At 70.2% G+C, this 12,605-nt stretch carries 14 protein-coding genes; 13 read left to right on the forward strand and 1 reads right to left on the reverse strand.

From position 1 onward, the window contains the following. Positions 1 to 48: 48 nt before the first annotated feature. A complete protein-coding gene (ffh, locus tag OG408_RS28815; RefSeq protein WP_266783400.1) occupies positions 49 to 1,602 on the forward strand; it encodes a signal recognition particle protein in 1,554 nt (517 codons plus the stop codon). 173 nt (positions 1,603 to 1,775) lie between these two features. After that, positions 1,776 to 3,692, forward strand: a complete 1,917-nt coding sequence (ftsH, locus tag OG408_RS28820) for an ATP-dependent zinc metalloprotease FtsH (protein WP_326672763.1) — start codon at positions 1,776 to 1,778, stop codon at positions 3,690 to 3,692. A gap of 63 nt (positions 3,693 to 3,755) precedes the next feature. Here the strand turns inward: ftsH and OG408_RS28825 are convergent, their stop codons facing one another. Continuing rightward, entirely contained in the window at positions 3,756 to 4,595 is an 840-nt protein-coding gene (locus OG408_RS28825) for a methyltransferase domain-containing protein (protein WP_326672765.1), read from the reverse strand. 582 nt (positions 4,596 to 5,177) lie between these two features. Here OG408_RS28825 and OG408_RS28830 point away from each other — a divergent pair. The 11 genes from OG408_RS28830 (at position 5,178) to OG408_RS28880 (ending at position 12,552) form a co-directional block, all read left to right on the forward strand. Continuing rightward, the gene (locus OG408_RS28830; protein WP_073739095.1) at positions 5,178 to 5,771 is read left to right on the forward strand and encodes a hypothetical protein; all 594 of its coding nucleotides are present in this window, start codon (positions 5,178 to 5,180) and stop codon (positions 5,769 to 5,771) included. Between the two features lie 157 nt (positions 5,772 to 5,928). Then, positions 5,929 to 6,372, forward strand: coding sequence for a 30S ribosomal protein S16 (gene rpsP / locus OG408_RS28835; protein ID WP_266783406.1), 444 nt, complete (start codon positions 5,929 to 5,931; stop codon positions 6,370 to 6,372). A 2-nt stretch (positions 6,373 to 6,374) separates the two neighbouring features. Further along, positions 6,375 to 6,614, forward strand: a complete 240-nt coding sequence (locus tag OG408_RS28840; RefSeq protein ID WP_005311361.1) for an RNA-binding protein — start codon at positions 6,375 to 6,377, stop codon at positions 6,612 to 6,614. 79 nt (positions 6,615 to 6,693) lie between these two features. Further along, complete coding sequence (gene rimM, locus OG408_RS28845; RefSeq protein ID WP_266783408.1) at positions 6,694 to 7,290, forward strand: ribosome maturation factor RimM; 597 nt, start codon at positions 6,694 to 6,696, stop codon at positions 7,288 to 7,290. Next, the gene (gene trmD / locus OG408_RS28850) at positions 7,290 to 8,111 is read left to right on the forward strand and encodes a tRNA (guanosine(37)-N1)-methyltransferase TrmD (protein WP_266783410.1); all 822 of its coding nucleotides are present in this window, start codon (positions 7,290 to 7,292) and stop codon (positions 8,109 to 8,111) included. The genes rimM and trmD overlap by 1 nt, the downstream gene beginning before the upstream one ends. Before the next feature lie 126 nt (positions 8,112 to 8,237). Continuing rightward, the gene (gene rplS / locus OG408_RS28855; protein WP_266783412.1) at positions 8,238 to 8,588 is read left to right on the forward strand and encodes a 50S ribosomal protein L19; all 351 of its coding nucleotides are present in this window, start codon (positions 8,238 to 8,240) and stop codon (positions 8,586 to 8,588) included. Between the two features lie 45 nt (positions 8,589 to 8,633). Beyond that, positions 8,634 to 9,404 (forward strand): signal peptidase I, encoded by a 771-nt coding sequence (gene lepB, locus OG408_RS28860; protein ID WP_326672768.1) that lies wholly within the window; start codon positions 8,634 to 8,636, stop codon positions 9,402 to 9,404. Then, positions 9,397 to 10,479, forward strand: a complete 1,083-nt coding sequence (gene lepB, locus OG408_RS28865; RefSeq protein WP_266783416.1) for a signal peptidase I — start codon at positions 9,397 to 9,399, stop codon at positions 10,477 to 10,479. The genes lepB (OG408_RS28860) and lepB (OG408_RS28865) overlap by 8 nt, the downstream gene beginning before the upstream one ends. After that, entirely contained in the window at positions 10,376 to 11,275 is a 900-nt protein-coding gene (gene lepB, locus OG408_RS28870) for a signal peptidase I (protein ID WP_326674606.1), read from the forward strand. Before lepB (OG408_RS28865) ends, lepB (OG408_RS28870) begins: the two co-directional genes overlap by 104 nt. 49 nt (positions 11,276 to 11,324) lie before the next feature. Continuing rightward, entirely contained in the window at positions 11,325 to 12,074 is a 750-nt protein-coding gene (lepB, locus tag OG408_RS28875; protein ID WP_285565712.1) for a signal peptidase I, read from the forward strand. Beyond that, positions 12,064 to 12,552, forward strand: coding sequence for an NUDIX hydrolase (locus tag OG408_RS28880; RefSeq protein ID WP_266783420.1), 489 nt, complete (start codon positions 12,064 to 12,066; stop codon positions 12,550 to 12,552). The genes lepB (OG408_RS28875) and OG408_RS28880 overlap by 11 nt, the downstream gene beginning before the upstream one ends. The last annotated feature ends 53 nt before the right edge of the window (positions 12,553 to 12,605 follow it).

The following is a 12,605-nucleotide window of genomic DNA, read 5'->3' on the forward strand; positions in this document are numbered from 1 at the left end:
GGGACGACTACCCGACCCCGCCCCCGACCCTGAGGACCGACGAGCGCCGTGTTCGATACTCTCTCCGACCGCCTTGCCGCGACTTTCAAGAACCTCAGGGGCAAGGGCCGCTTGTCCGAGGCGGACATCGACGCCACGGCTCGCGAGATCCGTATCGCCCTGCTGGAAGCCGATGTCGCGCTCCCCGTCGTCCGGTCCTTCATCGCCAACGTCAAGGAGCGGGCGCGCGGCGTCGAGGTCTCCCAGGCGCTGAACCCCGCACAGCAGATGATCAAGATCGTCAACGAGGAGCTCGTCTCCATCCTCGGTGGCGAGACCCGGCGGCTGCGGTTCGCGAAGACCGCGCCCACCGTGATCATGCTCGCCGGCCTCCAGGGTGCAGGTAAGACGACCCTCGCCGGAAAGCTCGGCGTCTGGCTCAAGGGCCAGGGCCACTCCCCGCTGCTCGTCGCCTGTGACCTCCAGCGCCCCAACGCCGTGAACCAGCTGAGCGTCGTCGCCGAGCGCGCGGGCGTCGCCGTGTACGCGCCGGAGCCCGGCAACGGCGTCGGCGACCCGGTCAAGGTCGCCAAGGACTCGATCGAGTTCGCCCGGTCCAAGCAGTTCGACATCGTCGTCGTCGACACCGCCGGCCGCCTCGGCATCGACCAGGAGCTGATGCGGCAGGCCGCGGACATCCGCGACGCCGTCAGCCCCGACGAGATCCTCTTCGTCGTCGACGCGATGATCGGCCAGGACGCGGTCAACACCGCGGAGGCCTTCCGCGACGGCGTCGGCTTCGACGGCGTGGTGCTCTCCAAGCTCGACGGCGACGCCCGTGGTGGTGCTGCCCTGTCGATCGCCCACGTCACGGGCAAGCAGATCATGTTCGCGTCGAACGGTGAGAAGCTCGAGGACTTCGACGCCTTCCACCCCGACCGCATGGCGTCCCGCATCCTCGACATGGGTGACCTGCTCACCCTGATCGAGCAGGCGGAGAAGACCTTCAGCCAGGAAGAGGCCGCTCAAATGGCCTCCAAGCTGGCGTCCAGCAAGGGCGGGAAGGACTTCACGCTCGACGACTTCCTGGCCCAGATGGAGCAGGTCCGGAAGATGGGCTCCATCTCCAAGCTGCTCGGGATGCTGCCCGGCATGGGGCAGATCAAGGACCAGATCAACAACATCGACGAGCGTGACGTCGACCGCACCGCCGCGATCATCAAGTCGATGACCCCGAAGGAGCGCGCCGAGCCGACGATCATCAACGGCTCGCGCCGGGCCCGTATCGCCAAGGGTTCCGGTGTCGACGTCAGCGCCGTGAAGAACCTGGTCGAGCGGTTCTTCGACGCCCGCAAGATGATGTCGAAGATGGCGCAGGGCGGCGGCATGCCGGGGATGCCCGGGATGCCGGGCATGGGCGGCGGCCCCGGCCGGCAGAAGAAGCAGGTCAAGCAGGCCAAGGGCAAGCGCAAGAGCGGTAACCCGATGAAGCGCAAGGCCGACGAGCAGGCCGCGGCGGCCCGCCGCGAGCAGGCGGCCCAGGGCGGCGCACTCGGACTGCCGGCCGGCCAGGAGGACAAGAACTTCGAGCTGCCGGACGAGTTCAAGAAGTTCATGGGCTGACCGACGGTCTTCGGCAGTACGTCCCGGAGGGGGCGCCCGCTTCACGGCGGGCGCCCCCTCCGGCGTGCGGGGCCGGCGGGTCCCTCCATGGGCCCAGCGGGCCGCTCCTCCGAGGGCTTCGCCCGCCTTTCTCCCTTAATGTCGGCTCAACGGCAGTCGGCAGAGGAGAGCGTGTGACCAGTCCCGTACCTCCCCGCGACCGCACCGACCAGCCCTGGCGGTCCGAAGGCGCACCGCCGCCCCCGCCGCCGGGCCGGAAGATGCCGGGAGGCTGGGGCGGACTCCTGCTGACCGCCCTGGCGGTCTATCTGATCGCCAACCTGGTGCTCTCCTTCTTCAACGGGGACGAAGAGCCGACGATCGCGTACACGGAGTTCAGCAAGCAGGTCGCCTCGGGCAACGTCTCCAAGATCTACTCCAAGGGCGATGCCATCCAGGGGCAGCTGAAGAAGGAGGCGAAGGTCCCGGGCAAGGACGACAAGTACACCAAGTTCGTCACGCAGCGGCCCGCCTTCGCCGACGACAACCTCTGGGCGGAACTGGTCAAGGACGACGTCACGGTCACCGCCGAACCCGTCGTCAAGGAACGCAGCTTCCTCGCCAACCTGCTGATCTCGCTCGCCCCGATGCTGCTGCTGGTCCTGCTCTGGGTGTTCATCGCCCGCCGGATGTCCCGCGGGGGCATGGGTGGCGGCATGGGCGGCTTCGGCCGCAAGGCGCCGCCCAAGCCGGTCGAGCTGGAGGGGAGCCGGCGCACGACCTTCAAGGACGTGGCCGGCATCGACGAGGTCGAGGGCGAGCTCAACGACGTCGTCGACTTCCTGAAGAACCCGGACGCCTACCGGAGGATGGGTGCCCGGATGCCCGGGGGAGTGCTCCTCGCGGGCCCTCCCGGCACCGGCAAGACGCTGCTGGCGCGGGCGGTCGCGGGAGAGGCGGGGGTACCGTTCTTCTCCGCCTCGGCCTCCGAGTTCATCGAGATGATCGTCGGGGTCGGCGCCGGCCGGGTCCGCGAACTCTTCGCCGAGGCGCGCAAGGTCGCCCCCGCCATCGTGTTCATCGACGAGATCGACACCATCGGGCGGGCCCGCGGCGGCGGCTCCGGCATGGGCGGCCACGACGAGCGCGAACAGACGCTCAACCAGATCCTCACCGAGATGGACGGCTTCTCCGGTTCGGAGGGCGTGATCGTCCTCGCCGCCACCAACCGCGCCGACGTCCTCGACCCGGCGCTCACCCGGCCCGGCCGCTTCGACCGGATCGTCCAGGTCAGCCCGCCGGACAAGAACGGCCGGGAGGCCATCCTGGAGATCCACACCCGGCAGATCCCGATGGCCGGTGACGTGGACCTGGCCCAGGTGGCCCGCACGACTCCCGGGATGACCGGCGCCGATCTCGCCAACCTCGCCAACGAGGCGGCGCTGCTCGCCGTGAAGCGGGGGCAGCCGGAGGTCGACGGGGCCGACTTCTCGGACGCCCTGGAGAAGGTCCAGCTCGGCGCGGAGCGCTCGCTCGTGATGTCGGACGAGGAGCGCCGCAGGACCGCGTTCCACGAGAGCGGGCACGCGCTGCTGGGGATGCTCCAGCCGGGCGCCGACCCGGTCCGCAAGGTCACCATCGTGCCGCGGGGCCGGGCGCTGGGCGTCACGCTCTCGACGCCGGACGCGGACAAGTACGCGTACACCGAGGAGTACCTGCGCGGCCGGATCACCGGAGCGCTCGGCGGGATGGCCGCCGAGCAGGTGGTGTTCGGCGTCATCACGACCGGCGCGGAGAGCGACCTGGAGCAGGTCACGAGTCTGGCCCGGGGGATGGTGGGCCGCTGGGGCATGAGCCACCGGGTGGGACGCCTGACGGCGATCCCGGGCGACGCCCAGCAGGCGTACGGTCTGTCGGCCGCGCCCGCGACGCTGGACGCGGTGGACGACGAGATGCGCCGGATCGTCGACGAGTGCTACGAGGAGGCGTGCCGGCTGCTGCGCGAGAACCGGGACCGGCTGGACTCGCTGGCCACGGCGCTGCTGGCGAACGAGACGCTGGACGAGGCGGACGCCTACCGGGCGGCGGGCATCACCCGGCTGGCCAAGTAGCGCCCGCGGCCCGCTTCCGCCGCCCGGAACGGGGCCGGTCCGCGCCGGCCGGCCCGGCGGGGCCTACGTCGTGCAGACGAGATAGCGGAACACGTTGGGCATCCAGACCGTGCCGTCCCGGCGCAGATGCGGATGCAGGGCCTCCGCGACCTCCTTCTCCACCTGGGAGCGGTCGGTCGCCCGTACCGCCGCGTCGAAGAGCCGGGTCGACAGCAGACCGCGTACCGCGCTGTCCAGGTCCGCGTAGCCGAACGGGCAGGCCACCCGTCCCGAGCCGTCCGGCTTCAGCCCGGACCGGAACGCCACGTTCTCCAGATCGTCCCGCCGGGCTCCCCTGGGCACGTCAGGTCCCTCCGCGAGCCGGGTCGCCACCTGGAGCACCGCGTCGGTGGCACACCGCTCGGGCGGTCCCCAGCCGGTCAGGACGACGGTGCTGCCCCGGCCCGCCATGGGCACCGCGGCACCGAGCGCCCGCACCAGTTCGTCCCCGTCGCCGGCCGAACAGCCGATCGGGGTGAACGCGGTGATCAGGTTGCAGGAGCTTCCGGCGGCCGCGGTCGCCGGCAGGGACTCCAGGAGCTGCGGCTCGGCGGCGGCAGGCCCGCCCTCGCCCTCCGGGCCGGGCAGCAGCCGGACCCGCGCGAGCGCGAGACGCTCCGGGTCGGCGTCGACTCCGGTGACGCGCGCTCCGCGGCCTGCCGCGATCAGCAGTGCGAGCCCGGAGCCGCAGCCGAGCGAGAGCATCCGCGTGGCGGGGCCCACTTCGAGCCGCCTGTACACCGCCTCGTACAGCGGTGCGAGCATCCGCTCCTGGATCTCGGCCCAGTCACGGGCACGGGAACCGGTGTCCACGGGGGCGGAAGGCTCCGCCTGCCTGTGGTGCCGGACGAGCGTTGGTGTCATGGAATGCGCCCCAATCCGCCGAGATGCCGGTCATGCCGGTCGGTCGTGCCTGAATGGACGGTTTCCCCGTGGTCGTGCGCGCTTCCCCCGTATGCCAGAGAACTGCGCATCCGCCGCCGCGTCCAGGGGTCTACGGGCAAATGGTTGCCCGCGGTGGCGCCCGGCGATGCGCGCGGGGACCGGAACACCCGCGGAACACGGGTGCCCGGAGGTTCCGTGCCCCGCACCGGGGTCCCAGTCTCACCCGGCGGGCCGGGGCGGGCACGTCGAGCGCTCCGGCCCGGGTCGCGCGGGGTGTGCGCGGGGGTGCGGGATGCCGCCCGGTAGTGTCGGTGTCCGCGCCCCCGCCCACAGCCCCTCCGGGCACCCGGGCCCGCCCGGCCGACGGGGGCGTACGGCCCGTCTACGCGCCCGGGCGTACACGGCGCTACGTACCACCTTGGTGTGAGCTGTGAGACTTCTCCGCAGATCAGCGCACCCGCCCTCGTCAGGACGCATGAACGGCAACTGACTGGTACGTGCAAAATATTTGGGATGGCCCGGAATCGGAACACCGAGGGCCCCGCGCTCGTTGGTCACGACGTGAGCACGACACCACCTGTACTTGCCGCAGAGCTGGCACAGGCGTGGGCCGACATTCAGCGGTACCACCCCGAGCTGCCCGATCTTGCCGCGCCCGAGTCCCTGATCGGAGAGTCCTCGTCCGCCTGTGGCGCCGAACTCTCCTTCGAGCGACTGCTCCACGAGGCAGTCCACGGCATCGCCGCCGCCCGAGGTGTCCGAGACACCTCGCGCGCCGGCCGCTACCACAACCGTCGATTCCTCGCGATCGCCGAGGAGCTGGGCCTCGATCACGCCGAGGAACCCCACCCCAGCAGTGGCTTCTCCCTGGTCACGCTCAACCCCGAGGCCAAACGCCGGTACCGGCCGACGATGGAACGGCTCCAGCGCGCCCTCAAGGCGCACACCGTCGCCACCGCCGCCGACACCAAGCGCTCGTTCCGCGGCCCCGCCGCCCGGCACGGCTCCTCCGGAGGGGGCGTGCGGGTCAAGGCCGTCTGTGACTGCGGTCGCAACGTCCGCGTGGTCCCCTCGGTCCTCGCACAGGCCCCGATCGTCTGCGGCGGCTGCGGAAAGCCGTTCCGGATCCCGGAGGCAGTGGTCGCGGTGGGGTGAGGCGATGTGGTGTGGCACAATGGCTAGCTGTACTCGACAGTCGCATAGGACCCCTCTCTCCTCCGGCTGACGCGTCCATCGGGCACTCCGAGTACCGCAACCCCACGTGGCATCTTGTTGTGCCCAACCACGTCATAGACCAGGAGACACCACTTCCGTGGCAGTCAAGATCAAGCTGAAGCGTCTGGGCAAGATCCGTTCGCCTCACTACCGCATCGTCGTCGCCGACTCCCGTACCCGCCGTGACGGCCGGGCCATCGAGGAGATCGGCCTGTACCACCCGGTGCAGAACCCCTCGCGCATCGAGGTCAACGCAGAGCGCGCGCAGTACTGGCTGTCCGTCGGCGCCCAGCCGACCGAGCCGGTCCTCGCGATCCTGAAGCTCACCGGTGACTGGCAGGCGCACAAGGGCCTCCCGGCCCCCGCGCCGCTGCTGCAGCCGGAGCCCAAGGCTGACAAGCGCGCCCTGTTCGAGGCCCTCACCAAGGACGCCGGCGAGGAGTCCAAGGGCGAGGCCATCACGCAGAAGGCGAAGAAGGCCGACAAGAAGGCGGACGACGCTGCTGACGCAGCTGCGCCCGCCGAGTCGACCGAGGCCTGAGCATGCTCGAGGAGGCTCTCGAGCACCTCGTGAAAGGCATCGTCGACAACCCCGACGACGTGCAGGTCGCCTCGCGCAACCTGCGTCGTGGTCGCGTGCTCGAGGTTCGGGTCCACCCCGATGACCTCGGCAAGGTGATCGGCCGCAACGGCCGCACCGCACGCGCGCTGCGCACCGTCGTGGGCGCCATCGGCGGCCGTGGTATCCGCGTCGACCTCGTCGATGTGGATCAGGTTCGCTGACAGAGTTGAACACCGGCACGGGCCGGGGAGGGCCATGCGCCCGCCCCGGCCCGTCGTCGTACGACAGGAGAGACACAAGGTGCAGTTGGTAGTCGCGCGGATCGGTCGCGCCCACGGCATCAAGGGCGAGGTCACCGTCGAGGTGCGCACGGACGAGCCGGAGCTCCGGCTCGGGCCCGGCGCCGTACTGGCCACCGAGCCGGCCTCGACCGGGCCGCTGACGATCGAGACCGGCCGGGTGCACAGCGGCAGGCTGCTGCTGCGCTTCGAGGGCGTACGCGACCGTACGGCCGCCGAGGCGCTGCGCAACACGCTGCTGATCGCCGACGTCGACCCGGCGGAGCTCCCGGAGGACCCCGAGGAGTTCTACGACCATCAGCTGATGGACCTCGACGTGGTGCTCGCCGACGGCACCGAGATCGGCCGGATCACCGAGATCACACATCTGCCGTCCCAGGACCTCTTCATCGTGGAGCGTCCCGACGGCACCGAGGTGATGATCCCGTTCGTCGAGGAGATCGTCACCGAGATCGACCTGGAGGAGCAGCGCGCGGTGATCAACCCGCCGCCGGGTCTGATCGACGAGAGCCAGGCGGTCGTGGTGTCCACGCGCGACGAGGAGGCCGCCGCCGGTTCCGCGCGGGACGGCTCCGACGAAGCCGGGAAAGACGCCTGATGCGCCTCGACGTCGTCACGATCTTCCCCGAGTACCTGGAACCGCTGAACGTCTCGCTCGTCGGCAAGGCCCGCGCCCGCGGCCGCCTCGGCGTGCATGTGCACGATCTGCGGGAGTGGACGTACGACCGCCACAACACGGTCGACGACACCCCCTACGGCGGCGGTCCCGGCATGGTCATGAAGACCGAGCCGTGGGGCGACGCGCTGGACGAGGCCCTGGCCGACGGATACGAGTCCGGGGCGCACTCCCCGGTGCTCGTGGTGCCCACGCCGAGCGGCCGGCCGTTCACCCAGGAGCTCGCCGTCGAGCTGTCCGAGCGGCCCTGGCTGATCTTCACCCCGGCCCGCTACGAGGGCATCGACCGGCGGGTGACGGAGGAGTACGCCACCCGGATGCCGGTCGTCGAGGTGTCCATCGGCGACTACGTGCTCGCCGGCGGCGAGGCCGCGGTGCTGGTGATCACGGAGGCGGTGGCACGGCTGCTGCCCGGCGTGCTCGGCAACGCCGAGTCGCACCGGGACGACTCCTTCGCCCCCGGCGCGATGGCCAACCTCCTGGAGGGCCCCGTCTACACCAAGCCGCCCGAGTGGCGCGGCCGGGGCATTCCTGACGTGCTGCTCAGTGGCCACCACGGCCGGATCGCACGCTGGCGCCGGGACGAGGCCTTCCGCCGCACCGCGCTCAACCGGCCCGATCTGATCGAGCGCTGCGAGGCGGCGGCCTTCGACAAGAAGGACCGCGAGATGCTCTCCATCCTGGGCTGGTCCCCGGAGCCCGGCGGCCGATTTTGGCGCAGGCCCCAGGCCGTGGAAGAATAGGCCGCTGCTGTACGTCCGCGTGCGCCCCTGCCACAGGGGGAACGACGCCCGTCCGACGCGATCAGCACCCCGAACTCATCACTCTCCCGTCGATGACCTGTGGCATCGGCGAAGAAAGCAGACACCATGGCTTCCCTGCTCGATGACGTCAACGCCGCATCGCTGCGTACCGACGTCCCGGCGTTCCGCCCCGGCGACACCGTCAACGTCCACGTCCGCGTGATCGAGGGCAACCGCTCCCGTATCCAGCAGTTCAAGGGCATTGTCATCCGCCGCCAGGGCGCGGGCATCAGCGAGACCTTCACGGTCCGCAAGGTCTCCTTCCAGGTCGGCGTCGAGCGCACCTTCCCGGTGCACAGCCCGATCTTCGAGAAGATCGAGGTCGTCACCCGCGGTGACGTGCGTCGCGCCAAGCTGTACTTCCTCCGTGAGCTGCGCGGCAAGGCCGCGAAGATCAAGGAGAAGCGCGACCGCTGAGCTGATTCCCTGGTCCACAGGACGGCCGGATAAGCTCTGGCCCCGATGGACACGGAACCACAGCACATGGAGCGCGACCGCTCCTCCGCACCCGCTACGGGTCCGGAGGAGGGGTCGCGCTTCTCGCGTATCCCGAGCCGGTTCGCCACCTCGATGTCATGGCGGCGCACGCTGGCGCTCGGTGCCGTCTGCGCGGCCGCCGTGCTGCTCTTCAGCAACTTCGTGGTGCAGCCCTTCCTGATCCCGAGTGGCTCGATGGAGTCCACGCTGCAGGTCGGGGACCGGGTGCTCGTCAACAAATTGGCGTACCGTTTCGGCTCCGTACCCCAGCGCGGCGACGTGGTGGTCTTCGACGGCACCGGCTCCTTCGTCCAGGAGAGCCCGCCGGAGAACCCCGTCACCGGGCTGCTGCACGGAGCGGCGGCTTCCCTGGGGCTCGCGGAGCCCGCCGAGACCGACTTCGTGAAGCGGGTGGTGGGCGTGGGGGGTGACCGGGTGGTCTGCTGCGACAAACGCGGGAGGGTCGAGGTGAACGGCCTGCCGGTGGACGAGGACTACCTGTTCGCGGGCGACGTGCCGTCCCGGGTCCCCTTCGACATCGTCGTCCCCGACGGCACGCTGTGGATGATGGGTGACCACCGCTCCAACTCCCGCGACTCCCGCGACCACCTGGGCGAACCGGGCGGCGGCATGGTGCCCGTCGACAAGGTGATCGGCCGGGCCGACTGGCTCGGCTGGCCCCTCGGCAGGCTGGGGTCGGTGCCGGGCACCGGGGCCTTCGACGGCATACCGGCGCCGGGCGCCACCCATGGGTAACCGGGGGCGCGGCCACGGCGCCGCGGATCCCGCGATTCCGCTGCCCACCGGCACCCGGCCGACGGCCGCGCGCTCCCTGCCCACCCGGGCGGAGCGGCGCAAGCTCGCGCGCAAGGTCAAGCGGAGGCGGCGCAGGTCGGCGGTGAAGGAGATCCCCGTCCTGATCACCGTGGCGCTGCTGATCGCCCTGGTCCTCAAGACCTTCCTGGTGCAGGCCTTCGTGATCCCGTCGGGCTCCATGGAACAGACCATCCGGATCGGTGACCGGGTCCTCGTGGACAAGCTGACGCCCTGGTTCGGCTCCAGGCCGCAGCGCGGCGACGTCGTCGTGTTCAAGAACCCCTCGGACTGGCCGCCGCCCAATCCGGTGGATGCCGGCGGGTCGGACTCACCGGTGGTCATCAAGCAGGTGAAGGAAGCACTGACCTTCATCGGGCTGCTGCCGTCGGACGACGAGCAGGACCTGATCAAGCGCGTGGTCGCCGTCGGCGGCGACACGGTGAAGTGCTGCGAGAAGGACGGCCGGCTCATCGTCAACGGGGTGGCCGTCGACGAGCCGTACATCTATCCCGGCGATTCGCCCTCCACGATCAAATTCGAGGTAAAGGTTCCGGCCGGGCGAATCTTCGTCATGGGGGACCATCGTTCCAATTCCGCTGATTCGCGGTTCCATCTGGACAAGACGGCCGACGGCACGGTTTCCGAAGACGCGGTAGTGGGACGGGCTGTGGTGATCGCCTGGCCCTTCGGACACTGGAGCCGGCTGGAGGAGCGTTCGGCGTTCTCCTCGGTCCCGGACGCGCGCGCCGGGACGGCTGCCGCCCCCGGACCGTCGAATAGTGTGTCCCAGGATCCCAACGGAATGATCCGGCTCCCGACCCCTGCGGAACTCCCGCTCGTTATGGGAGTGGTGGGCCTGCACCGGCTAGGGCGCAGGCGGTGGCACGGAATAAGGAGTGGATGTGGGGGATTTGGCGGTCGGCGCACGATCCGGACACGACGAACCCGAGGACCGGCCGGACACTGTGGGGAATGCCGAGCCCGCCGGGACGACGGCGGACTCGACGGAGAGTGACGGCGGCTCCCCGGGCAGTGGCAGCACGGCACAGAAGAAGCCCCGCTCCTTCTGGAAGGAACTGCCCCTGCTCATCGGCATCGCGCTCATTCTCGCGCTGCTGATCAAGACATTCCTGGTGCAGGCGTTCTCGATCCCGTCGGACTCGATGCAGAACACGCTCCAGCGGGGCGACCGGGTGCTGGTCGACAAGCTGACGCCGTGGTTCGGCTCCGAGCCCGAGCGTGGCGAAGTGGTCGTCTTCCACGACCCGGGCGGCTGGCTGGAGGACACCCAGGCACCCGACCCGAACGTGGTGCAGAAGTTCCTGAGCTTCATCGGGCTGATGCCGTCGGCCGAGGAGAAGGACCTGATCAAGCGCGTCATCGCGGTCGGCGGTGACACGGTGCAGTGCAAGAAGAACGGACCGGTCACGGTCAACGGCAAGGCGCTGGACGACAAGTCGTTCATCTTCGAGGGCAACACCGCCTGCAACGACGAGCCGTTCGGACCGATCAAGGTGCCCAAGGGCCGTATCTGGGTGATGGGCGACCACCGCCAGAACTCCCTCGACTCCCGCTACCACCAGGAGCTGCCGGGCGGCGGCACCGTCTCCAACGACGAGGTGGTCGGCCGGGCCGTGGTCATCGCGTGGCCGGTCAACCGCTGGGCGACACTGCCGGTCCCCAAGACGTTCGACCAGCCGGGGATCAACGCCGCGATGGGCCTGGCTCCGGGAGCACTCGGTGTAGCCGGAGCGCTGCCCCTCGTGTTCTGGCGCCGGCGGAGGCTGACCGGCGGGCGTACCGCCGGGTAGGGTGCCGACTCGGATCAGCGATTGTCGATCTCCGATGGGGGACGCTGCGATGAGTGGATCAGGACGTACGGGTGACGGCCACGGCCGGCTCGGCAGCAAGCTGTCGGGGCTGGCCGTGGCCGTCGGCTGTGTGCTCTTCCTCGGTGGCTTCGCCTGGGGGGCCGTGGTGTACCGGCCGTACACGGTGCCGACCGAGTCGATGACCCCGACGGTGAACGCGGGTGACCGGGTCCTCGCGCAGCGCGTGGACGGCGACGAGGTGCGCCGGGGTGACGTGGTGGTCTTCACCGATCACGCCTGGGGCGACATGCCGATGGTGAAGCGGGTCGTCGGGATCGGCGGCGACAAGATCGCCTGCTGCGACAAGGGCGGCCGGCTCAAGGTCAACGGCATACCCGTGGCGGAATCGTATCTTCAGGCGGGGGACCCCGCCTCGGCGACAAACTTCACGGCCGAGGTGCCGCAGGGCAAGCTCTTCCTGCTGGGTGACGACCGCAGGTCCTCGCTGGACTCCCGGGTCCATCTGGAGGAAGGCGGACAGGGCTCGGTGCCGCGCAGCGCCGTGCAGGCCCGCGTGGACGCCGTGGCCTGGCCGCTGGGCGGCATGATCGGACGGCCGCAGGCCTTCGCCGCACTGCCCGGCGGGGTGTCCTCCGAAGGGCCGCTGAAGCTCCAGCTCGGGGCCATGGCCGCGGGTGTGGTGCTCATTCTGGGCGGCGCCGTGTACGGGCCTCTCGCGGCCCGGTCCGGCAGGTCGAAGCGGAACAAGCAGGGGAAGGTGCCGGCCGGTGTCCGTTGAGAAGCGGAAGGTCTCCCGCCTGGTGCTCCTCGATCCGGACGACCGGATTCTGCTGATGCACGGCTTCGAACCGGAGGACCCGTCGAGCACCTGGTGGTTCACCCCGGGCGGCGGCCTGGAGGGCGACGAGACACGGGAACAGGCCGCCCTGCGCGAGCTGGCCGAGGAAACCGGGATCACGGACGTGGAACTCGGTCCCGTGCTGTGGCAGCGGATGTGCTCCTTCCCGTTCGACGGGCGGCGCTGGGAACAGGACGAGTGGTACTTCCTGGCCCGCACGACACAGACCGCGACGGACACCAGCGGTCTGACCGGACTGGAACGCCGCAGTGTCGCGGGTCTGAGGTGGTGGACCTCCGCCGAACTGTCGGCGGCGCGTGAGACGGTGTACCCGACCAGACTCGCCGGGCTGCTGCGCACGCTGCTCGACGAGGGTCCTCCGCGTACGCCGCTGGTTCTCGCCCCCGAAATCGCCTGAGCGACCGGGGCGCCGGAGCCTGGCGCACAATGGGGGAACGCACGGCTGAAGGG

Source organism: Streptomyces sp. NBC_01257 (assembly GCF_035917255.1).
GTDB lineage: Bacteria > Actinomycetota > Actinomycetes > Streptomycetales > Streptomycetaceae > Streptomyces.

Coding starts and splice junctions, on each gene's coding strand:
- lepB (WP_326672768.1), top strand. CDS start 8,634: ATGGACACGGAACCACAGCACATGGAGCGCGACCGCTCCTCCGCACCC.
- lepB (WP_285565712.1), top strand. CDS start 11,325: ATGAGTGGATCAGGACGTACGGGTGACGGCCACGGCCGGCTCGGCAGC.
- OG408_RS28840 (WP_005311361.1), top strand. CDS start 6,375: ATGCTCGAGGAGGCTCTCGAGCACCTCGTGAAAGGCATCGTCGACAAC.
- trmD (WP_266783410.1), top strand. CDS start 7,290: ATGCGCCTCGACGTCGTCACGATCTTCCCCGAGTACCTGGAACCGCTG.
- OG408_RS28825 (WP_326672765.1), bottom strand. CDS start 4,595: ATGACACCAACGCTCGTCCGGCACCACAGGCAGGCGGAGCCTTCCGCC.
- rplS (WP_266783412.1), top strand. CDS start 8,238: ATGGCTTCCCTGCTCGATGACGTCAACGCCGCATCGCTGCGTACCGAC.
- lepB (WP_266783416.1), top strand. CDS start 9,397: ATGGGTAACCGGGGGCGCGGCCACGGCGCCGCGGATCCCGCGATTCCG.